This window comes from Citrobacter sp. wls829, assembly GCF_005280825.1.
In the GTDB taxonomy this organism is placed as follows: domain Bacteria; phylum Pseudomonadota; class Gammaproteobacteria; order Enterobacterales; family Enterobacteriaceae; genus Citrobacter; species Citrobacter gillenii.
The window spans coordinates 12836-33143 of record NZ_SZWP01000107.1 but is presented as its reverse complement, the minus strand read 5'-3'; the positions used below and the strand labels follow the sequence as shown (position 1 = coordinate 33143).

Genomic DNA, 20308 nt, shown 5'->3' with positions numbered 1-20308 from the left:
AATCATTCGCCTGAGCGGGGTTGCGAAACCACCGTTTCATGCTTACGTAAACCGCCCCAAATACGATGACCAATGGCGGAATACATCGCGCCCGCAACCACGATAAACGCACCGAGATAACCTAAAAGGTTTAGCATCGGTCTGGCGAAGAAATCGGGCCAGGCCAGTGATAATAAATCTGAAAATAATAACGTAAACAGCGGTGTGAGCGTAATAATGGCGCTCACCTGAGCCGCCTGCCAGCGCGCCATTGCTTCCGCAAGTGCGCCGTATCCTACCAGCGTATTCAGGCCGCAGAATATCAGGCAAGCCAGCTGCCAGTCGCTGAGCTGCGTTATCACACCGGGTTTAGCCAGCGGCAACAACGCGAGCGTACATAAAGTGTACAGTAAAAACAGGATCTGCTGTGATGCCAGGCGACGCAATAACACCTTTTGCGCAACCCCATAGCTCACCCAGACCGTCGCCGCACCCACACCAAAGATCACACCCCAGGTGTAATCAGTGAGTTTGGTAAAAATCTCGATCAGACTGGTATTAAAAAACATCACCAGTCCACTCAGCAGCATTATGGCGCCAATAATCTGCGTACCGCGCATCTTTTCCTTCAGGATAAAGACGCTGGCGACCATCATGCCAACCGGTGACAATTGTCCGATAACCTGCGAAGTCGTTGGGCTCAAATATTGCAAAGATGAACTAAACAGAATGAAGTTACCAAACAGCCCACCGGTGGCGATTGCCAACAGTACCAACCAACGCGCTTTGCGAAAAATACGCAATGGCGGGAGCTTTTTTTTAACCGCAAGAATCGCCCCAAGGCCAATACTTGCCATTAAAAAACGGTAGAACACTACCGTAGGAGGCTCCATCACCTCCAGCACTTGCTTCATCGCTATTGGTAAAGCGCCCCAACAGACTGCCGTCGTCAGCGCTAAAAGAATACCAATACCTGCCTGCTGCTTCATGCCGTATTTCCTGCAAGAGCTCGTTTCCGGGTTGTCACGGCGAGACGAGCATATTTACCGGCCATCGAATGTAAAAAGCCCCGCAACACGTTGCGGGGCTTTCATCCGTTACCGGGACGCGAAAAACTTATTCAGCAACAATGCTGATGAAACGACGGTTTTTCGGGCCTTTCACTTCGAATTTCACTTTACCGTCTGCTTTAGCAAACAGAGTGTGGTCTTTGCCGCAGCCCACGTTAGAACCAGCGTGGAACTGAGTACCACGTTGACGAACGATGATGCTACCTGCCAGAACTGTTTCGCCGCCAAAGCGTTTTACGCCCAGACGTTTAGCTTCTGAATCGCGACCGTTACGAGTCGAGCCGCCAGCCTTTTTATGTGCCATTTAATCTGCTCCTCTTAACTTAAGCGCTGATGCCAGTGATTTTCACATCAGTGAACCACTGACGATGGCCCTGCTGCTTACGGTAGTGTTTACGACGACGAAACTTAACAATTTTAACTTTCTCGCCACGACCGTGAGCAACAACTTCAGCTTTGATAACGCCGCCATCAACGAAAGGAACGCCGATTTTGACTTCTTCACCGTTTGCGATCATCAGAACTTCTGCGAATTCAACAGATTCGCCAGTTGCGATGTCCAGCTTTTCCAGGCGAACGGTCTGACCTTCGCTTACTCGGTGTTGTTTACCACCACTTTGGAAAACCGCGTACATAAAAAACTCCGCTTCCGCGCACACCTTTTTGATGATTCAGAGTGCGCTATAAATATTCACAATAGGGCGCGAATATTACGCAAAACGCGAGCCTTTGACAAGTGCTACCGTCAATACATGCAGAAAAAAAACACAACGTGTATGGTAACGTTTATCTGTGGCGTTTTTTCAGTACAATCAGCATATATTTCTAACCCTAAACCCGTAGTTACCTTGCCATACAGTGAGGTAATCGGGGCGAGAAGCCCGGCTTTTGCGATGAATTTAGAAAAAATCAATGAGTTAACCGCGCAAGATATGGCGGGTGTCAATGCGACAATCCTTGAACAGCTCAATTCCGACGTCCAGCTGATCAATCAGTTGGGGTACTACATCATCAGCGGCGGCGGAAAACGCATTCGCCCAATGATCGCCGTACTTGCTGCTCGCGCCGTTGGCTATCAGGAAAACGCCCACGTTACGATCGCGGCCCTAATCGAGTTTATCCACACCGCAACCCTGCTTCATGACGATGTGGTGGATGAATCCGACATGCGCCGTGGGAAAGCAACGGCAAACGCAGCGTTTGGTAATGCAGCCAGCGTACTGGTCGGCGATTTTATCTATACCCGCGCCTTTCAGATGATGACCAGCCTTGGCTCACTGAAAGTGCTGGAAGTGATGTCTAAGGCAGTGAACGTCATTGCTGAGGGTGAAGTTCTGCAATTGATGAACGTCAACGACCCTGACATTACCGAAGAAAACTATATGCGCGTCATCTACAGCAAGACAGCGCGCCTGTTTGAAGCGGCAGCACAGTGCTCTGGTATTCTTGCCGGCTGCAGCGAAGAACAAGAGAAAGGCTTGCAGGATTATGGCCGCTATCTTGGCACAGCTTTCCAGTTAATCGACGACTTACTCGATTACAGCGCAGACGGCGAGCAACTGGGTAAAAACGTGGGCGACGATCTCAACGAAGGGAAACCGACGCTGCCGCTGCTGCATGCGATGCGCCACGGTACCCCAGAACAGGCGCAAATGATTCGTCAGGCTATCGAGCAAGGAAACGGGCGTCATCTTCTGGAGCCGGTTCTGGAGGCCATGAACGCCTGCGGCTCGCTGGAATGGACCCGCCAGCGTGCAGAAGAAGAGGCCGACAAGGCCATCGCCGCGCTTCAGGTACTCCCTGAAACGCAATGGAAAGAAGCCCTGATTGGCCTGGCACATATCGCCGTACAGCGCGACCGTTAATCCTTTCCTCGCCTTTCTTCGTATAACATCATCCCGTGCACTGCACGGGATTTTTTATATTCCAATAAGTTCCAATAAAAACAACGATTTTACATAACACTAGAAAAAATCTTGGTTTATTCTGAATATATAAACCCTTTACACGAACATTTTAGAACATTCGTTCTCCGCGAGTATAGTGTCACTACTGGCTAATTGTTAAACCACAAGTGGTGAACCAAAGGAGAAAGGGACGTATGGAAAGCAAGCTCATTGACTGGCATCCAGCTGATATCATCGCAGGACTGCGCAAGAAAGGGACCTCAATGGCCGCAGAGTCGCGGAGAAATGGGTTGAGTTCATCAACGCTGGCAAATGCGTTAACTCGTCCATGGCCAAAAGGAGAAGTCATTATCGCGAAAGCGCTAGGCACTGAACCCTGGGTAATTTGGCCGTCGCGATATCACGACGCAAAGACGCATGAATTCATCGACAGAACACGGATGATGAGAGTGCGTAAAAACAGCGAAAAATAATGGCACACAGCGATAGAAGTCTTTGTAGTATGGTTAAGGATAAAACGACTAATCCTTAACCGCTTATCCGACTTATTTTAGTACGGTGCAGTCGAAGACTGTTTATCGATATCTTCCGGCCAGCGGACGGTGGTAAAGGGTGTCCAGTCCCGGGGCCTGTCGGTCCACAATGGTTTTGTCGGCACCGGCTTTGCTTCCATATAGTGACAGCAATGACTCCACAGGCCGTAAACCGCTGACACATCCCCCACGGTCCAGGTCAGGACAAAACGGTCCACAACGTCGCAGGTGCCTGGTTTACAGACCGCGCAGTATATCCGGTGCCCCCATTCTGCATGCCCGCTCATCTGCACCCGTTCGGCATGAATATCCGCCCAGTCAAAAACCTTCACCTGCACCGGCCAGCGTTTCCACGACCAGATACCGCGCTGGTATTCATAGGCATACACTTTCTGCCGCTTACGGTTAAAGCGGAGCGGCGCACCACGGGGTTCGAATAAAACAATTTTAAGAAAAAAAACATTCAATGAACCTAATAAAATAAAAGATATTAAATAAAAAATAAAACCTGATATTCCGGAAAACATATCCAATAAGGCATAAGGTGAAGTGACGAAATAACAAGCAGATAATAATATAACGATGCAAACCAACCATACTCCCCACCAGCCATGATTTACATAGCGGGGGATCTCCATCCAGATATCGTTAATTTCATTCACCCGGATTAGCTGCGGAGGATAATACTGCTCTGCCGCCGTGTCGGGCAGATCGCCGCTCCAGTGTTCCACCGGCGGTGTCATCCGTGGAGTCACCGGCTGACGGACTTTCCTGGCGCGACGTTTAATTTTTCCCATTGGTGATATTCATCCCTGTGCTGTCTGGTGGGGTGCTCGACTCCCGGTCGATATCTTCCGGCCAGCGGACGGTGGTAAAGGGCGTCCAGTCCCGGGGCCTGTCGGTCCACAATGGTTTTGTCGGCACCGGCTTTGCTTCCATATAGTGACAGCAATGACTCCACAGGCCGTAAACCGCTGACACATCCCCCACGGTCCAGGTCAGGACAAAACGGTCCACAACGTCGCAGGTGCCTGGTTTACAGACCGCGCAGTATATCCGGTGCCCCCATTCTGCATGCCCGCTCATCTGCACCCGTTCGGCATGAATATCCGCCCAGTCAAAAACCTTCACCTGCACCGGCCAGCATTTCCACGGCCAGATACCACGCTGGTATTCATAGGCATACACTTTCTGCCGCTTACGGTTAAAGCGGAGCGGCGCACCACGGGGTTCGAATAAAACAATTTTGAAAAAATGAGCTAAAAAGGACAGAAAAATAAAAACAATAACTCCCGTGACAAACAACAATAAATAGTTTAATTCCCTATATATCTCAAAAATAAACAATATACCTGCAGTTATTGGTATTAATGGAATGAAAGAGAACAACCATATACCCCACCAGCCATGATTTACATAGCGGGGGATCTCCATCCAGATATCGTTAATTTCATTCACCCGGATTAGCTGCGGAGGATAATACTGCTCTGCCGCCGTGTCGGGCAGATCGCCGCTCCAGTGTTCCACCGGCGGTGTCATCCGTGGCGTCACCGGCTGGTGGGCTTTCCTGGCACGACGTTTAATCTTGCCCATTGTGTTTAGTCCCGCTTCGCGCTGACCGTCAGCCCCAGTTGATAATGGGGGTCGCTCTTATCTGGCCAGTATGCAACCACCAGCGTGGCCTCTGGCGTGCTGAATTCCTTCACCCAAATGCTGACGATCACGCTCAGGCTTTTCGGTTTTGTGACTTTTTCGTCCTTATTATCCGCACCTTCAATGCGATATGCATATTTATAGTAGCCCTGCGGACTGCTGCTCTGGCGATGGTTTTCAACGCCTGGCACATCACTGGATTCAGCAAACAATACCTGGCTCCCCCCGGTCAGCGTGAGCGACCAGCCGCTGCGTTCTTCCTGCCATCCTGGCAGGCTTACGCGAAAATCCAGTCGTCGGTGTGCCACAGCGTCGATGGTTGTGTTGCCCGTCACGACATCCAGCGCCGAGGCGAAGGCGATATCAGCCACCATTCCGCTAACAATGGCCCGGTATTCCACTACGGACTCCGCCAAATCCTCGAGACTCCAGGCTCGCCAGACAAAACCGTGAAATTCGCTGGCCGGAATGCCAAAGCAGGAGCGCCGCAGCCAGTGTTCAAACGCCATCGTCCTTAGTTCATTGGCAATAAACGCCAGCGTAACCCCGGCAATGATCAGTAGAGTGGCCCATCCGGCAGGACCAAGTCCAAGGAGACCGGTAGTACTGATCAAGGCAAAAATGCCATGCCCCCCATACCCCCCGCTGATAATTCCACTGGAAATAAACGCCACTGCACTTATTCCATAAGCGTAAGTTGCGCCGGCATCGCCTACCTTATAAGCTTCCCAACCATCCTTCCCGTTTCTCAACCCCTCCACAATAGCCGCCATCCCACCCAGTACCGCACCAAACCGGACCAATGAAGGTATCTGCTGTGCTTTAGAGAGCACCGCCCAGTTTTGTTTTAACGCCAGTTTGGAAGCAAAGCCGGAGAGCTCCGTGAAACCCTCAATAAGCAGCAGGTTGTTAATGGAAATATCGGCAACAACATCCACATCGGAGCCACCGGATGTCTCCAGGCGTTCTAACAGATCGCTCCAGTTTGCCACCTGTAGCGCCATCAGCCCGGCTCCCAACATCAGTCCGGCGCTGTCACCGCTAATCAGGCGCATTCCCCGCTCATGCCATACTGCCAGTTGTGCATAGCTTGCTTTTACTACCGGGCCAGCAAGCCCTTTTCCCTGTAATGACAGATCGGAAATAAACAGGTCGTGGATCTCACTGACCATTGCCGGATTGTTGAAAGGTGTTTTCCCCATATTAAGATAAGGGAGTTCCGCCCGTAGCTGCTCCAGTGTACCGGGCGCGCTGTAACGCACCCGTATTGGGGTATCCAGTGCCTTGCCCCGCATGCTCATCAGCTCATCAACTACCCGCGCGCCACCGCCCCGATAGCCAGTATCTTTAAAAGTAGCGTTATTCACTGACAGCGACTGACGTAAGGTCTCGTTATTTTTAAGATGCCGCTTTAACTTACGGAAGGTCGTTTCATACTCCAGCACAACGGTAGATTCTCCCGCAGTTAGCATTGCCGCCTGCGTCATTGCCAGATAACTTTTGCGGGTCGCTTCATTCAACGTTTTGTTCAAACGGCTGAATGAACCCGCAGCCGCCAGAAGCCTGCTTGCCCATCCCTGCTTAATGGCTGCACTTTTCAGATATCGGCCAAATTCATCCGACGTTGCTGCCGCCTTGAGATCACCATAAACATTAGCGCCGCTGAACACGAGTGCCGTCAATGACGTTTTCATTCCGGTAAACCCCAGCCAGGCTGGAGAATCGGATGTCTGTAGCCACTGGTGCCAGACTTTGTCCGTCGCCTCCCCCATAGCCCCGCCCTGAAGGCAGGCTGACAACGACAGCATCTGCGCCGCCCAATCAGCAATACATGTTTCCGGAGCATAGTCATTAGTGAGAATATTTTGCCAAAGCACAGACTGGTACCAGGCGGCCAGATCGGTATCAACGTCATTAAGTCGTTGCAGCGGCCAGGTGAATTTACTGTCAAACTGTCTGTCAAAATCAGCCCTGACCGGCTCCTTATAGCTTTTTAATAAGCGGGCATACTTTCGGGCAAACGCCTCTGCAGCAACATCTTCTTGCGGAATAGCCTTTGGTCCATAACTGCCGATTGACGGTCCAGTAGATTCAACAAGCGGGCCACTTTGCGCGGTAATATCAGACTTTAGTTTCTCGAGATACTGGGTGATGGCCTGCGATATCACATATTGGTGGAGAACTTCTGGTCGCTCAATATAGGCCTGAATAGACTCCGTCAGCTGCATGCGGGCGTTGTTCAACTCCTGAATAATACCCATCTCATCAGCAAGCGGTACTGCCATTACAGTACAGTGATACTCCTGAGACAAGCGGAATATCTGATAGCTCAACGCGTCCTGCTTTTCAGGATCGGTGCGAGGGTAAAATCCATGCACGCCCCCCACATCGTCACCCTCAACCTGTTCAATATTTTGAAAATTTTCGCTGTTAAATTCGGCCACGTTGGCTTTGAGCGTAGAAAGAGACTCATCCAGAGCAAAGCATCCATCCCCGGATACCTGTCCTTCTTTTGAGAGGATAATTTTGGTAAAACGACTGTCCGGACGGGAACCATCCTGGTAGCCTTTCAGCACATCAGGACTCCATGGATAACGACTAAAGGCCAGCCAGGCTTCGCTGTAGCACGTATTATCGATGTTGATAAACCCTGCTATAACATCATGGTTAGTCATCCTGCACATCTGCGCAAGCGGCTCGACGGTGTCACCTTCTGGCATTAATAGCGCCTCAAATTGCCGCATACACCCATCCGCCGTAACTTCATAACCATGCCAGACAATTTTATCGAGTAGTACATACAGATACCCCATCCGCAACGTGCGCAGGGCATACTTAAATTCATCTCCGCTTAGCTGGACATCCTGTTCAGGGACTTCGGGACGCCATGTTGAGCCAGCCTGCCCTCTCGGCACTGCAGCGACGCGCAGTGGGTAGACAGGAACACCTTTACGTTCACAAACTCTGCAACCGGTAGGGTACGAAGCTGCCTGCAGGCTGGCGACACGATTACGGTTTAATTCTTCACGAAGTCCCATAGCGAATTAATCCATTATGTTTGCATGGTTTAATACACATACTACTCCATAGTGACTTAACCGAAATTCGATCCACCTGAAATTCAGATATTATCAAGGAAGAACTGGCGACCCAGGCAGCCAAAGGCTAATCGGCATTCAAGGAACTGCAGCAATTTTAGTGATCAATGCGCAACTGGCATTTACTGTCAGGTAGTGGCGTACTACGAGGGGCCAGACTCTCGCCAGAACGGCGAGAGTGCTGTAGAAAAAATTACTCGCCTTTCACGCGCTCGATATTTGCGCCCAGCGCACGCAGCTTATCTTCGATGCGCTCATAGCCGCGATCGATGTGATAAATGCGATCAACTACCGTGGTGCCTTCTGCAATACAGCCTGCCAGTACCAGGCTTGCTGACGCACGCAGATCCGTTGCCATCACCTGCGCGCCGGAGAGCGTTTCAACGCCGTGACAAATCACGGTATTGCTTTCAATCTCCGCGTGAGCGCCCATACGGCTAAGTTCAGGCACGTGCATGAAGCGGTTTTCAAACACGGTCTCCGTGATGAAGCCGGTGCCTTCTGCCACCAGATTCAGCAGCGTGAACTGTGCCTGCATGTCAGTCGGGAACGCCGGATGCGGAGCAGTGCGCACATTGACCGCTTTCGGACGCTTGCCGTGCATGTCGAGGCTAATCCAGTCGGCCCCGACTTCAATATCCGCACCTGCATCACGCAGTTTCGCCAGAACGGCATCCAGCGTGTCCGGTTGTGCGTTATGGCAGATGATTTTGCCGCGAGAAATCGCCGCTGCCACCAGGAACGTCCCGGTTTCAATACGGTCTGGCAGAACGCGATACACGCCGCCACCGAGACGCTCAACGCCCTCGATGGTGATACGATCGGTGCCCTGACCGGTGATCTTCGCACCCAGTGCAATCAGGAAGTTCGCGGTATCAACGATTTCCGGCTCGCGCGCGGCGTTCTCGATGATGGTCGTACCTTCGGCAAGCGTAGCCGCACACATGATAGTGACCGTCGCGCCGACGCTCACTTTATCCATCACGATGTGCGCGCCTTTCAGACGGCCATCAACGGACGCCTTCACATAGCCTTCTTCCAGCTTGATGGTCGCCCCTAACTGCTCCAGACCGGTAATGTGCAGGTCAACCGGACGCGCGCCAATCGTGCAGCCGCCCGGCAGTGATACCTGGCCCTGACCAAAGCGAGCCACCAGCGGACCCAGCGCCCAGATGGACGCGCGCATGGTTTTTACCAGGTCGTATGGCGCGCAGAAGACGTTAACATCGCGAGCATCAATGTGCACGGAACCGTTACGTTCAACCTTTGCGCCCAGCTGACTCAGCAGCTTCATCGAGGTATCAACGTCCTTCAGTTTCGGGACGTTTTGGATTTCGACAGGTTCTTCTGCCAGCAATGCCGCAAACAGGATTGGCAGTGCGGCGTTTTTAGCGCCTGAAATTGTGACTTCGCCCTGGAGCTTAGTCGGCCCCTGTACACGAAACTTATCCATTATTCTGTTCTCTGTTAAGAATTCATATTCGCTACCGGCGCATCACCCGTAGCTCAAAAACCGTTAAGTTTGCGATCGCGTGCCCATTCCGCTGGGGTAAATGCTTTGATCGACACGGCATGAATGCGGTTGTCCGCAATGTACTCCATCAATGGGCCATAGACCGATTGCTGCTTCTTGACCCGGCTCATGCCGTCAAACATCTCACCCACGGCAATAACCTGAAAGTGACTGCCATCGCCAGAGACGTGGACTTCCTGGAGGGAGAGTGCGTTCATCAGCACGCTCTGAATTTCATTATTTTCCATGGGCTCTTCATTCGTCAGATAGTGAAAACAGCCCAACATCTTAGAGCAAAGTTGCGCTGTCATAAATAAGCAAAAAGCCTCGCCGATAAATCAGACAAGGCTTTGGTGGCTGCTACCCCCTCAGGGGGTTTGCCGGATGGCGGCACAAGACCTTATCCGGCCTACAAAAAATTAACGCGGAAGGACATCGTCAGGCAGATTGTAAAGCTTTGCCAGCGTATAAACCTTATCGTTCACACCGCTGAGTACAACACGGTTCCCCTGCCTCTTGCCCTGGTCAATAAGATGGACCAGCAGTGCCAGTCCACCGGTATCAACCCGGGAAACCTGGCTCAGATCGATGCAGGTAACCCCTTTCATCGCTTCAACACGCGCATCCCATAATGGGTTTAACACGTCCTGATCCAGTTCCCCCACCAGCAACAACTTGTCACCTTCACGCGTCCAGGCGAGTGACTGCGTCATTATTTTTTCTCTTCCAGAGTGATTTTCTGCTGAGAAATAGATTTCAGCTGCGCCGTCAGGCCATCAATACCTTTGGTCCGCAGCAGGTCACTCCACTCATTTTGTTTGGTGGTGATCATGCTGACGCCTTCGGCGATCATGTCATACGCCTGCCAGTGACCGGTCTGGGAGTTTTTACGCCACTGGAAATCCAGACGTACCGGAGGACGGCCATTCGGATCGATAATGGTGACACGGATCGGCACGATGGTCGCGTCACCCAGCGGTTGTTCCGGGGCAATCTGATAAGTCTGGCCATGGTACATCGCCAGCGCCTGGCCGTAGGCCTGTTTCAGGTACTCACGAAACGCAGCAAAATACGCGTCACGTTGTGCAGGCGTCGCTTCTTTGTAATAACGACCCAGCACCAGCGCGCCGGCATATTTCACCTGCACGTACGGCAACAGCTCCTGATCGACGATATCACGCAGGTAATCCGGGTTAGAACGGATTTTCGGCTGTTCGTTCTTCAGACGGTCGAAGGTTTTCTGCGCCGCCTCATCCATCTGTTTGTAAGGGTTGGCTTGATCCGCTGCCGTTGCTGCGCTAAGTGGAGCAATGACCAGCATAGCCACCATCATCAATCGTTTAAACATATGTCGATTCTCCTGAGATTATTTCGTCGCGCCCGCAGGCGTGGTGGCTTCATTATTACCCTGAGCCGCAGTCGGCGCATCGCCAGAATTCTTATTGTCATCGCCTTTACTGTTACTGTTGTAAAGGAACTGACCAATCATATCTTCCAGCACCATCGCCGATTTGGTGTCCTGGATCGTATCACCATCCTTGAGAATAGCGGTTCCCAGTTCAGGATCCTCAAAACCGACGTTCAATGCCAGATATTGCTCACCCAACAGACCGGAAGTGCGGATACTCAGCGAACTGGTATCTGGAATCTGGTTAAAGCGCGATTCAATCTCCAGCGTCACACGCGGCAGGTACGATTTCGGATCCAACGAAATGTCCGACACGCGTCCAACAACTACTCCGCCAATCCGCACCGGAGAGCGTTCTCTCAAGCCGCCAATGTTATCAAAGGTCGCATAAATCGTGTAGGTCGGCTCAGTACGCATAGAGGTGACGTTAGCTGCTTTCAGGCAGACGAACAGCGCCGCCAGCAGCGCAACCAACAGGAATAACCCGACCCAAATTTCATTTTTTTTCGTTTGCATGAACTCAATTCCCAAACATCAGTGCGGTCAGCACAAAATCCAGCCCCAGAACGGCAAGAGAGGCGTGCACAACGGTACGTGTCGTTGCCCGGCTAATCCCGGCAGAGGTCGGGATTGCATCATAACCATTGAACAATGCAATCCATGTGACCGTAATGGCGAACACCACGCTCTTAATTAAACAGTTGACCAGGTCCAGGCGCCAGTCGACGGCATTTTGCATCGCAGACCAGAAAAAGCCTGCATCAATACCTTTCCAGCTTACGCCGACCAGTGAACCGCCCCAGATACCTACCGCGACAAAAATAATCGTCAGCAGCGGCAGTGAAATCACCCCCGCCCAAAAGCGTGGGGATATCACCCGACGCAGGGGATCAACCGCCATCATTTCCATACTGGAAAGCTGTTCGGTTGCCCGCATCAGACCAATTTCTGCGGTTAAGGCCGACCCGGCTCGCCCGGCGAACAGCAGCGCCGCCACAACCGGTCCCAGTTCACGCAGCAGCGAAAGCGCCACCAGCATACCAAGACTGGTTTCCGCACTGTAGGTGGTCAGAACCAGGTATCCCTGCAGCCCCAACACCATACCGATGAACACGCCAGAAACGATAATAATCAGCATCGATAAGACGCCGACATTATAGAGCTGACGGATCAGAAGCGGCGCATGTTTGCGAAACTCCGGCTTGCCGACTACCGCATTGAACAACATTAATCCAGCACGCCCGAACGTCCTGAGGGTTTTAATCCCTCGATGTCCGAGTGAGGCCAGCGCATTTAACAACATGGATGGCTTAACTCCCTGTTTTAAGTAAATCGGAGTGGTAATCGCCCGCCGGGTAGCGGAACGGAACCGGCCCATCAGCAATGCCATCGAGGAACTGACGTACACGCGGATCGGCATTTTCTTGCAGTGCCTGAGCACTACCGTAGGCCACAATTTTTTTATCCGCCATTATATAGGCGTAATCCGCAATACTCAGAACCTCCGGCACATCATGAGATACCACCACACAGGTGACGCCCAGCGTGCTGTTCAGTTCAGAGATCAGCTTCACCAGCACGCCCATGGTGATGGGGTCCTGACCGACAAACGGCTCATCAAACATGATCAGGTCTGGTTCCAGCGCAATGGCGCGTGCAAGTGCGGCACGTCGCGCCATCCCACCAGATAATTCAGAAGGCATTAATTTTGCTGCACCGCGCAGGCCAACGGCCTCAAGCTTCATCATCACCGTGCTTTTCAGCAACGGCGCGGGTAGCGTCGTATGCTCACGTAGCGGATAAGCAACGTTGTCGAACACGTTCATATCGGTAAACAGCGCACCCGATTGAAACAGCATACTCATACGTTTACGCACGGTGTATAACCGCGAACGAGACATGGCCGGGACGTTCTCGCCATCAAACAGGATCTCACCCTTATCCGGGGGAATTTGTCCGCCAATCAGACGCAACAGCGTCGTTTTGCCGATGCCTGATGGCCCCATGATCGCCGTTATCTTGCCGCGCGGCACCGTCAGGGAAATATTATCAAAAATGCAGCGGTCGCCTCGGGAAAAGCTGACATCGTGCATATCGACTAGATTCGCCACAGACTGACCCATTGATTCATCCTTTACTATTGCCTCGTTGATCGAAGAGTTTGGCGCTCAATTTAGCCATGAACCCAACATATTTACAGATTATTACCCGCTCTGGTTAGCGAAAGCTGGCATTTGTTTTACTTTTTAGCCGCATAAAGTCAAAATTAAGACTTCGTTACGGCTTCCAGAAGATCCTTCACGTGGACCGGCGAGTATACCTGAAGAAAGGACTTTAGATGCTTTTAGCGACGGCGCTGTTAATAATTGGTTTACTTCTGGTGGTCTACGGTGCCGACCGTCTGGTATTTGCCGCCTCTATTTTATGCCGCACCTTCGGCATTCCCCCCATCATCATTGGGATGACCGTCGTCAGCATAGGCACATCGTTACCTGAAATTATTGTCTCCGTTGCCGCCTCTATGAATGGGCAGCTCGATTTAGCCGTCGGCACCGCGCTCGGCTCAAACATCACCAATATTCTCCTGATTTTAGGCCTGTCAGCGCTGATTCACCCTTTTACCGTGCATTCTGATGTTCTGCGTCGCGAATTACCGCTAATGTTGCTGGTCAGTATTCTGGCCGCATCCGTGCTGTACGACGGGGAACTAAGCCGCAGCGATGGTTTTTTTCTTCTGCTTCTGGCCGTGCTATGGCTGCTATTCATTGTTAAAATCGCGCGGTTGGCGGAACAGGAAGGCAATGACAGCCTGACCCGGGAGCAAGTGGCAGAACTGCCGCGCGAAGGAGGACTACCTGTCGCCTTTCTGTGGCTGGGCATTGCGCTGATTATTATGCCAATGGCAACGCGAATGGTGGTCGATAACGCCACCGTACTGGCGAATTACTTTGCCATGAGCGAACTCACCATCGGATTAACGGTGGTGGCGATTGGCACCAGCCTGCCAGAGCTGGCAACGGCTATCGCGGGCCTGCGTAAGGGTGAAAATGATATTGCTGTCGGCAACATCATCGGGGCCAACATTTTTAATATTGTTATCGTTCTCGGACTCCCCGCACTGATCACACCGGGCGAGGTCAATCCGATGGCCTTCGTCCGTGACTACAGTGTGATGCTACTGGTAAGTGTTATTTTTGCATTACTCTGCTGGCGACGTCCGCGCCAGATTGGTCGCGGCGCGGGTGCGCTGCTGACCGGCGGTTTTATCATATGGCTGGCGATGCTGTATTGGGTATCGCCACTTCTCGTTGGATAACTGGAAACGCATTATGTCGCACTTAGAGTTGCAACCGGGTTTTGACTTTCAGCAAGCAGGCAAGGAAGTCCTGGCTATTGAACGTGAAGGCCTGGCGGAGCTTGATCAGTACATCGACCTGAACTTTACCCTCGCCTGTGAGAAAATCGTCAACTGCGCGGGTAAAGTTGTGGTGATGGGAATGGGGAAATCCGGGCATATCGGGCGCAAAATGGCCGCCACGTTTGCCAGTACCGGTACGCCGTCCTTTTTCGTACATCCTGGTGAAGCCGCACACGGCGATCTGGGCATGGTATCGCCGCAGGACGTGGTGATCGCCATTTCTAATTCCGGTGAATCCAATGAGATTGCCGCATTAATTCCGGTGCTCAAACGCCTTCACGTCCCGCTTATCTGCATGACCGGTCGTCCGGAAAGCAGCATGGCGCGTGCAGCAGATGTGCATCTGTGTGTTAAAGTACCCAAGGAAGCCTGCCCATTAGGTCTGGCGCCGACCAGCAGCACAACCGCGACGCTGGTGATGGGCGATGCGCTCGCCGTGGCATTATTGAAAGCCCGCGGCTTTACTGCGGAAGATTTTGCGTTGTCGCACCCCGGTGGCGCACTGGGGCGTAAGCTTTTGCTGCGCGTTAACGATATTATGCATACGGGCGACGAGATCCCGCATGTGAATAAAAACGCCAGCCTGCGCGATGCGTTACTTGAGATTACGCGTAAAAATCTCGGCATGACCGTCATTTGCGATGACACCATGAAGATCGACGGCATCTTCACGGATGGTGACTTACGCCGCGTCTTTGATATGGGCGTTGACGTTCGCCAGTTGGGGATTGCCGACGTGATGACCCCCGGGGGCATTCGCGTGCGTCCGGGCATTCTTGCCGTGGACGCTCTGAATTTAATGCAATCCCGCCATATTACCTCGGTGATGGTTGCTGATGGCGACCGTTTACTCGGTGTGTTACATATGCATGATCTCCTGCGTGCAGGCGTAGTGTAAAAAGTAGAGTAGAAACGCAAGGATAAAAGAAATGAGTAACGCAGGTGCGTCGCTTGCGACCTGTTATGGACCCGTCAGCGCTGAAGTCATCACCAGGGCAGAGAATATTCGTCTGCTGATCCTTGATGTGGATGGCGTACTGTCTGATGGCCTGATTTATATGGGCAACAACGGCGAAGAGCTCAAGGCGTTTAACGTCCGTGATGGCTACGGAATTCGTTGTGCGCTCACTTCCGGTATCGAGGTTGCTATTATTACCGGACGAAAGGCTAAACTTGTAGAAGACCGCTGTAACACGTTGGGGATTACCCATCTGTACCAGGGGCAGTCGGACAAACTGGTCGCCTTCGACGATCTGCTCAACAAGCTGGCGATCGCGCCGGAACAGGTGGCATACGTCGGCGACGATCTGATCGACTGGCCGGTGATGGCAAAAGTCGGATTAAGCGTGGCGGTGGCGGATGCCCACCCGCTGTTAATCCCTCGTGCCGACTATGTCACGCGCATTGATGGAGGGCGCGGCGCGGTACGTGAAGTCTGCGATTTATTACTCCTGGCGCAGGGCAAACTGGACGAGGCCAAAGGTCAATCGATATGAGCAAAACCAGACGTTGGGTTATCATTCTACTGTCGCTGGCCGTCCTTGTGCTGATCGGTATTAACCTGGCAGACAAAGACGACACCACTCAGGTGGTAATCAATAACAACGAGCCGACCTATAAGAGCGAACATACCGACAGCGTCGTGTATAGCCCGGAAGGCGCACTGAGCTATCGACTTATCGCTCAACACGTTGAATATTATTCCGATCAGGCTGTTTCGTGGTTTACTCAACCGGTATTAACCACGTTTGATAAGGATAAAGTGCCGACCTGGTCTATCAAGGCTGATAAAGCCAAATTGACTGAGGATCGGATGCTGTATCTGTATGGCCATGTTGAAGTCAACGCCCTGGTGGCAGACTCTCAACTACGCAGAATTACGACCGATAACGCGCAGATTAACCTGGTGACGCAAGATGTCACCTCAAACGATCTGGTCACGTTGTATGGAACAACATTTAACTCCAGCGGACTGAAGATGCGCGGCAATTTACGCAGCAAGAACGCCGAGCTGATTGAAAAGGTTAGAACCTCATATGAAATCCAAAACAAACAAACTCAGCCTTAATCTTGTGCTTGCCAGCTCCCTTCTGGCCGCCAGCATTCCGGCATTTGCCGTCACCGGCGATACCGAGCAGCCGATTCACATTGAATCGGATCAGCAGTCCCTGGATATGCAGGGTAACGTGGTGACATTTACCGGTAATGTTATCGTGACGCAGGGCACCATCAAAATTAATGCCGATAAGGTTGTCGTGACCCGTCCGGGCGGTGAAGACGGTAAAGAAGTGATCGATGGCTACGGCAATCCGGCAACGTTTTACCAGATGCAGGATAACGGTAAACCCGTTAACGGCCATGCCTTACAGATGCACTATGAACTGGCAAAAGATTTCGTTGTGCTGACGGGTAAAGCCTATCTGGAGCAGGTGGACAGCAACATCACCGGCGACAAAATTACCTATCTGGTAAAAGAGCAGAAAATGCAGGCCTTCAGCGATAAAGGCAAACGCGTCACTACCGTTCTGGTGCCGTCACAACTGCAGGATAAAAACAAAACCAAAGCTCCGGCAGAGAAAAAAGGTAACTGATTCGTTATGGCAACATTAACTGCAAAGAACCTTGCAAAAGCCTATAAAGGCCGCCGTGTGGTGGAAGACGTCAGTCTGACCGTCAACTCTGGGGAGATCGTCGGTCTGCTCGGCCCTAACGGTGCGGGCAAAACAACGACCTTTTACATGGTGGTGGGCATTGTGCCGCGCGATGCGGGCAACATCATCATCGATGACGAAGACATCAGCCTGCTGCCGCTGCATGCACGCGCCCGTCGCGGCATCGGTTATTTACCGCAGGAAGCCTCTATTTTTCGTCGTCTGAGCGTGTTTGATAACCTGATGGCGGTACTGCAAATTCGTGACGATCTCTCCAGCGAACAGCGCGAAGATCGTGCTAACGAACTGATGGAAGAGTTCCATATTGAACACCTGCGTGACAGCCTGGGACAGTCGCTGTCCGGGGGGGAACGTCGCCGTGTGGAAATCGCTCGTGCATTGGCTGCAAATCCGAAATTTATCCTGCTGGATGAACCGTTTGCCGGCGTTGACCCGATCTCCGTTATTGATATCAAACGTATCATTGAACACCTGCGCGACAGCGGACTGGGCGTGCTGATCACCGACCATAACGTGCGTGAAACGCTGGCGGTCTGTGAACGCGCCTATATTGTGAGTCAGGGACATCTGATAGCACACGGCACGCCAACCGAAATACTGCAAGACGAACACGTTAAGCGCGTATACCTTGGGGAAGACTTCAGACTCTGATAGGGTAGAAGACGTCACGTTACTGCAGGAGAAAACCACTCTGAACATGAAGCAAGGTTTGCAACTCAGGCTTAGCCAACAACTGGCAATGACGCCTCAGCTACAACAGGCTATCCGTCTGTTGCAGTTGTCTACGCTGGAACTTCAGCAAGAACTTCAGCAAGCGCTGGAAAGTAACCCACTGCTCGAGCAAACCGATCTTCACGACGAAATTGATACCCAGGAAAAACAGGACAGCGATTCCCTCGATACCGCAGATGCTCTCGAACAAAAAGAGATGCCGGAAGAACTGCCGCTGGATGCCAGTTGGGATGAAATTTACACCGCAGGCACGCCGTCGGGCACCAGTGGGGATTACATTGACGACGAACTGCCTGTGTATCAGGGTGAAACCACGCAATCATTACAAGATTACCTGATGTGGCAAGTGGGATTGACCCCGTTCTCGGATACCGATCGCGCCATTGCGACGTCAATTGTTGATGCGGTTGATGACACCGGATATCTCACCGTTTCTCTGGACGATATTCTCGAGAGCATGGGTGATGACGACATTGGTCTCGATGAAGTCGAAGCCGTGCTAAAACGCGTTCAACGTTTTGATCCGGTTGGCGTGGCGGCGAAAGATCTCCGCGACTGCCTGTTGATTCAACTGTCGCAGTTTGACAAAGCCACAGCATGGCTGGGAGAAGCCCGCCTGATCATCAGCGATCACCTCGATCTGTTAGCCAATCACGATTTCCGCTCGCTCATGCGCGTTACCCGGTTGAAAGAAGATGTGCTGAAAGAAGCCGTCAACCTGATCCAGTCGCTGGATCCGAGACCCGGGCAGTCGATCCAAACCGGTGAGCCAGAGTACGTGATCCCAGATGTACTGGTGCGCAAACATAACGATCGTTGGGTCGTCGAACTGAACAGCGACAGCATTCCGCGTCTACAGATTAATCAGCACTATGCCGCCATGTGCAATGGCGCGCGCAACGATGCCGACAGCCAGTTTATTCGCACCAATCTCCAGGATGCAAAGTGGCTGATTAAAAGTCTGGAAAGCCGTAACGACACGCTGTTGCGCGTCAGTCGATGTATCGTTGAGCAACAGCAAGCCTTCTTTGAGAAAGGCGAAGAATTTATGAAGCCGATGGTGCTGGCGGATATCGCCCAGGCCGTCGAGATGCACGAATCGACCATTTCCCGAGTGACCACGCAAAAGTATCTGCACAGTCCACGCGGCATTTTTGAACTCAAGTATTTCTTTTCCAGCCACGTCAACACTGAGGGCGGGGGCGAAGCCTCTTCTACAGCGATACGCGCACTGGTGAAGAAATTAATTGCTGCGGAGAACCCTGCGAAACCGCTGAGTGACAGCAAGTTAACCTCTATGCTGTCAGAACAGGGTATCATGGTGGCGCGCCGCACCGTTGCGAAGTACCGAGAGTCTTTATCCATTCCGCCGTCTAACCAGCGCAAACAGCTGGTCTGACCCAACCGATAAGGAAGACACTATGCAGCTCAACATCACTGGAAACAACGTCGAAATCACTGAAGCACTGCGTGACTTTGTGAACACAAAGTTCGCCAAACTTGAGCAATATTTCGACCGGATTAATCAGGTCTATATTGTGTTGAAGGTGGAGAAGGTGACACACATCTCGGATGCAACACTGCATGTGAACGGTGGCGAAATTCATGCCAGCGCGGAAGGTCAGGATATGTACGCCGCCATTGACGGTTTAATTGATAAACTGGCTCGGCAGTTAACAAAACATAAAGATAAACTGAAACAGCACTAACTTGTCCGGGCAGTTAGCGGGTGCAGGACGGCCTGTTGTGCAGCACAACGGGCCATTTGTACAGTTAGCGCTTAGGTGAAATTATGACAAATAACGATACGACTCTACAACTGAGTACTGTTCTTAACCAGGAATGTACGCGCTCTGGTGTTCACTGCCAAAGCAAAAAACGCGCTCTGGAAATCATCAGCGAACTGGCAGCAAAGCAGCTCAGCTTGCCTTCTCAGGTGGTATTTGAAGCCATTCTGACGCGTGAAAAAATGGGCAGTACCGGCATCGGCAATGGTATTGCCATTCCGCACGGAAAGCTGGAAGAAGACACGATGCGCGCGGTCGGCGTGTTTGTGCAGCTCGAAACGCCTATCGCATTCGACGCCATTGATAATCAACCGGTCGATCTGTTGTTCGCCCTGCTGGTTCCCGCAGACCAAACCAAGACGCATTTGCACACCTTGTCACTGGTTGCAAAACGTCTGGCGGATAAAACCATCTGTCGCCGCCTGCGTTCCGCGCAGAGCGATCAGGAGCTGTATCAAATCATCACGGACACCGAAGGTGTACAGGATGAAGCATAACAACCCAATGGCACCCTTTTTTGTCGTTGTGAGGAGAAACA

At 52.0% G+C, this 20308-nt stretch carries 24 protein-coding genes; 11 read left to right on the top strand and 13 right to left on the bottom strand.

Going from position 1 to position 20308, the window contains the following annotated elements; translation table 11 throughout:
* Nucleotides 1-2 precede the first annotated feature (2 nt).
* From FDW88_RS21940 to rplU, 3 genes are all read right to left on the bottom strand, one after another.
* Entirely contained in the window at nt 3-968 is a 966-nt protein-coding gene (locus FDW88_RS21940) for a DMT family transporter (RefSeq protein ID WP_096755517.1), read from the bottom strand.
* A 127-nt stretch (nt 969-1095) separates the two neighbouring features.
* Nucleotides 1096-1353: a 50S ribosomal protein L27 gene (gene rpmA / locus FDW88_RS21935; protein WP_096755516.1), complete on the bottom strand. Its 258-nt coding sequence runs from the start codon at nt 1351-1353 to the stop codon at nt 1096-1098.
* A gap of 19 nt (nt 1354-1372) precedes the next feature.
* A complete protein-coding gene (gene rplU / locus FDW88_RS21930; protein ID WP_003025032.1) occupies nt 1373-1684 on the bottom strand; it encodes a 50S ribosomal protein L21 in 312 nt (103 codons plus the stop codon).
* A gap of 258 nt (nt 1685-1942) precedes the next feature.
* Between rplU and ispB the strand changes: the two genes are divergently transcribed.
* Complete coding sequence (ispB, locus tag FDW88_RS21925) at nt 1943-2914, top strand: octaprenyl diphosphate synthase (RefSeq protein WP_115257385.1); 972 nt, start codon at nt 1943-1945, stop codon at nt 2912-2914.
* Nucleotides 2915-3150: 236 nt separating this feature from the next.
* Complete coding sequence (gene sfsB, locus FDW88_RS21920; protein WP_137363359.1) at nt 3151-3429, top strand: DNA-binding transcriptional regulator SfsB; 279 nt, start codon at nt 3151-3153, stop codon at nt 3427-3429.
* Between the two features lie 77 nt (nt 3430-3506).
* Here sfsB and FDW88_RS21915 read toward each other — a convergent pair whose 3' ends face one another.
* The 10 genes from FDW88_RS21915 to mlaF form a co-directional block, all read right to left on the bottom strand.
* Nucleotides 3507-4286, bottom strand: coding sequence for a DUF6708 domain-containing protein (locus FDW88_RS21915; RefSeq protein WP_137363358.1), 780 nt, complete (start codon nt 4284-4286; stop codon nt 3507-3509).
* A complete protein-coding gene (locus FDW88_RS21910) occupies nt 4273-5082 on the bottom strand; it encodes a DUF6708 domain-containing protein (RefSeq protein ID WP_137363357.1) in 810 nt (269 codons plus the stop codon). Before FDW88_RS21910 ends, FDW88_RS21915 begins: the two co-directional genes overlap by 14 nt.
* A gap of 5 nt (nt 5083-5087) precedes the next feature.
* Nucleotides 5088-8180: a T6SS effector BTH_I2691 family protein gene (locus FDW88_RS21905; RefSeq protein WP_137363356.1), complete on the bottom strand. Its 3093-nt coding sequence runs from the start codon at nt 8178-8180 to the stop codon at nt 5088-5090.
* 253 nt (nt 8181-8433) lie between these two features.
* Nucleotides 8434-9693 carry a UDP-N-acetylglucosamine 1-carboxyvinyltransferase gene (gene murA / locus FDW88_RS21900; protein WP_096755510.1) on the bottom strand — a complete coding sequence of 420 codons (1260 nt, stop codon included), beginning with the start codon at nt 9691-9693 and terminating at the stop codon, nt 8434-8436.
* A gap of 53 nt (nt 9694-9746) precedes the next feature.
* Nucleotides 9747-10001: a BolA family iron metabolism protein IbaG gene (gene ibaG, locus FDW88_RS21895; RefSeq protein WP_005121314.1), complete on the bottom strand. Its 255-nt coding sequence runs from the start codon at nt 9999-10001 to the stop codon at nt 9747-9749.
* A gap of 171 nt (nt 10002-10172) precedes the next feature.
* Entirely contained in the window at nt 10173-10466 is a 294-nt protein-coding gene (gene mlaB / locus FDW88_RS21890) for a lipid asymmetry maintenance protein MlaB (protein WP_137363355.1), read from the bottom strand.
* Nucleotides 10466-11101 carry a phospholipid-binding protein MlaC gene (mlaC, locus tag FDW88_RS21885; protein WP_115257382.1) on the bottom strand — a complete coding sequence of 212 codons (636 nt, stop codon included), beginning with the start codon at nt 11099-11101 and terminating at the stop codon, nt 10466-10468. The genes mlaB and mlaC overlap by 1 nt, the downstream gene beginning before the upstream one ends.
* A gap of 18 nt (nt 11102-11119) precedes the next feature.
* Entirely contained in the window at nt 11120-11677 is a 558-nt protein-coding gene (gene mlaD / locus FDW88_RS21880; protein WP_115259895.1) for an outer membrane lipid asymmetry maintenance protein MlaD, read from the bottom strand.
* Between the two features lie 4 nt (nt 11678-11681).
* Nucleotides 11682-12464, bottom strand: coding sequence for a lipid asymmetry maintenance ABC transporter permease subunit MlaE (gene mlaE / locus FDW88_RS21875; protein ID WP_045448070.1), 783 nt, complete (start codon nt 12462-12464; stop codon nt 11682-11684).
* Nucleotides 12465-12471: 7 nt separating this feature from the next.
* A complete protein-coding gene (mlaF, locus tag FDW88_RS21870) occupies nt 12472-13284 on the bottom strand; it encodes a phospholipid ABC transporter ATP-binding protein MlaF (RefSeq protein WP_115257381.1) in 813 nt (270 codons plus the stop codon).
* A 215-nt stretch (nt 13285-13499) separates the two neighbouring features.
* On the opposite strand from mlaF, the gene FDW88_RS21865 reads away from it, so the two are divergent.
* The 9 genes from FDW88_RS21865 to ptsN all read left to right on the top strand — a co-directional run bounded on the left by FDW88_RS21865 (nt 13500) and on the right by ptsN (nt 20267).
* A complete protein-coding gene (locus tag FDW88_RS21865) occupies nt 13500-14477 on the top strand; it encodes a calcium/sodium antiporter (protein WP_137363354.1) in 978 nt (325 codons plus the stop codon).
* Nucleotides 14478-14490: 13 nt separating this feature from the next.
* Nucleotides 14491-15477 carry an arabinose-5-phosphate isomerase KdsD gene (gene kdsD / locus FDW88_RS21860; RefSeq protein WP_096755505.1) on the top strand — a complete coding sequence of 329 codons (987 nt, stop codon included), beginning with the start codon at nt 14491-14493 and terminating at the stop codon, nt 15475-15477.
* A 31-nt stretch (nt 15478-15508) separates the two neighbouring features.
* Nucleotides 15509-16075: a 3-deoxy-manno-octulosonate-8-phosphatase KdsC gene (kdsC, locus tag FDW88_RS21855; RefSeq protein WP_115257379.1), complete on the top strand. Its 567-nt coding sequence runs from the start codon at nt 15509-15511 to the stop codon at nt 16073-16075.
* A complete protein-coding gene (gene lptC, locus FDW88_RS21850; protein ID WP_117342734.1) occupies nt 16072-16647 on the top strand; it encodes an LPS export ABC transporter periplasmic protein LptC in 576 nt (191 codons plus the stop codon). Before kdsC ends, lptC begins: the two co-directional genes overlap by 4 nt.
* Nucleotides 16616-17170, top strand: coding sequence for a lipopolysaccharide ABC transporter substrate-binding protein LptA (lptA, locus tag FDW88_RS21845; RefSeq protein ID WP_115257377.1), 555 nt, complete (start codon nt 16616-16618; stop codon nt 17168-17170). The genes lptC and lptA overlap by 32 nt, the downstream gene beginning before the upstream one ends.
* A gap of 6 nt (nt 17171-17176) precedes the next feature.
* Complete coding sequence (lptB, locus tag FDW88_RS21840; protein ID WP_040234138.1) at nt 17177-17902, top strand: LPS export ABC transporter ATP-binding protein; 726 nt, start codon at nt 17177-17179, stop codon at nt 17900-17902.
* A 46-nt stretch (nt 17903-17948) separates the two neighbouring features.
* Nucleotides 17949-19382: an RNA polymerase factor sigma-54 gene (rpoN, locus tag FDW88_RS21835; RefSeq protein ID WP_137363353.1), complete on the top strand. Its 1434-nt coding sequence runs from the start codon at nt 17949-17951 to the stop codon at nt 19380-19382.
* Between the two features lie 22 nt (nt 19383-19404).
* Nucleotides 19405-19692 carry a ribosome hibernation promoting factor gene (gene hpf / locus FDW88_RS21830; RefSeq protein ID WP_003025078.1) on the top strand — a complete coding sequence of 96 codons (288 nt, stop codon included), beginning with the start codon at nt 19405-19407 and terminating at the stop codon, nt 19690-19692.
* A gap of 83 nt (nt 19693-19775) precedes the next feature.
* Entirely contained in the window at nt 19776-20267 is a 492-nt protein-coding gene (gene ptsN, locus FDW88_RS21825) for a PTS IIA-like nitrogen regulatory protein PtsN (protein ID WP_096755500.1), read from the top strand.
* Nucleotides 20268-20308 lie beyond the last annotated feature (41 nt).

Excerpts from the sequence above, each read along its gene's own strand:
- FDW88_RS21940 (WP_096755517.1), bottom strand. The coding sequence starts at position 968 with ATGAAGCAGCAGGCAGGTATTGGTATTCTTTTAGCGCTGACGACGGCA.
- rpmA (WP_096755516.1), bottom strand. The coding sequence starts at position 1,353 with ATGGCACATAAAAAGGCTGGCGGCTCGACTCGTAACGGTCGCGATTCA.
- rplU (WP_003025032.1), bottom strand. The coding sequence starts at position 1,684 with ATGTACGCGGTTTTCCAAAGTGGTGGTAAACAACACCGAGTAAGCGAA.
- ispB (WP_115257385.1), top strand. The coding sequence starts at position 1,943 with ATGAATTTAGAAAAAATCAATGAGTTAACCGCGCAAGATATGGCGGGT.
- sfsB (WP_137363359.1), top strand. The coding sequence starts at position 3,151 with ATGGAAAGCAAGCTCATTGACTGGCATCCAGCTGATATCATCGCAGGA.
- FDW88_RS21915 (WP_137363358.1), bottom strand. The coding sequence starts at position 4,286 with ATGGGAAAAATTAAACGTCGCGCCAGGAAAGTCCGTCAGCCGGTGACT.
- FDW88_RS21910 (WP_137363357.1), bottom strand. The coding sequence starts at position 5,082 with ATGGGCAAGATTAAACGTCGTGCCAGGAAAGCCCACCAGCCGGTGACG.
- FDW88_RS21905 (WP_137363356.1), bottom strand. The coding sequence starts at position 8,180 with ATGGGACTTCGTGAAGAATTAAACCGTAATCGTGTCGCCAGCCTGCAG.
- murA (WP_096755510.1), bottom strand. The coding sequence starts at position 9,693 with ATGGATAAGTTTCGTGTACAGGGGCCGACTAAGCTCCAGGGCGAAGTC.
- ibaG (WP_005121314.1), bottom strand. The coding sequence starts at position 10,001 with ATGGAAAATAATGAAATTCAGAGCGTGCTGATGAACGCACTCTCCCTC.
- mlaB (WP_137363355.1), bottom strand. The coding sequence starts at position 10,466 with ATGACGCAGTCACTCGCCTGGACGCGTGAAGGTGACAAGTTGTTGCTG.
- mlaC (WP_115257382.1), bottom strand. The coding sequence starts at position 11,101 with ATGTTTAAACGATTGATGATGGTGGCTATGCTGGTCATTGCTCCACTT.
- mlaD (WP_115259895.1), bottom strand. The coding sequence starts at position 11,677 with ATGCAAACGAAAAAAAATGAAATTTGGGTCGGGTTATTCCTGTTGGTT.
- mlaE (WP_045448070.1), bottom strand. The coding sequence starts at position 12,464 with ATGTTGTTAAATGCGCTGGCCTCACTCGGACATCGAGGGATTAAAACC.
- mlaF (WP_115257381.1), bottom strand. The coding sequence starts at position 13,284 with ATGGGTCAGTCTGTGGCGAATCTAGTCGATATGCACGATGTCAGCTTT.
- FDW88_RS21865 (WP_137363354.1), top strand. The coding sequence starts at position 13,500 with ATGCTTTTAGCGACGGCGCTGTTAATAATTGGTTTACTTCTGGTGGTC.
- kdsD (WP_096755505.1), top strand. The coding sequence starts at position 14,491 with ATGTCGCACTTAGAGTTGCAACCGGGTTTTGACTTTCAGCAAGCAGGC.
- kdsC (WP_115257379.1), top strand. The coding sequence starts at position 15,509 with ATGAGTAACGCAGGTGCGTCGCTTGCGACCTGTTATGGACCCGTCAGC.
- lptC (WP_117342734.1), top strand. The coding sequence starts at position 16,072 with ATGAGCAAAACCAGACGTTGGGTTATCATTCTACTGTCGCTGGCCGTC.
- lptA (WP_115257377.1), top strand. The coding sequence starts at position 16,616 with ATGAAATCCAAAACAAACAAACTCAGCCTTAATCTTGTGCTTGCCAGC.
- lptB (WP_040234138.1), top strand. The coding sequence starts at position 17,177 with ATGGCAACATTAACTGCAAAGAACCTTGCAAAAGCCTATAAAGGCCGC.
- rpoN (WP_137363353.1), top strand. The coding sequence starts at position 17,949 with ATGAAGCAAGGTTTGCAACTCAGGCTTAGCCAACAACTGGCAATGACG.
- hpf (WP_003025078.1), top strand. The coding sequence starts at position 19,405 with ATGCAGCTCAACATCACTGGAAACAACGTCGAAATCACTGAAGCACTG.
- ptsN (WP_096755500.1), top strand. The coding sequence starts at position 19,776 with ATGACAAATAACGATACGACTCTACAACTGAGTACTGTTCTTAACCAG.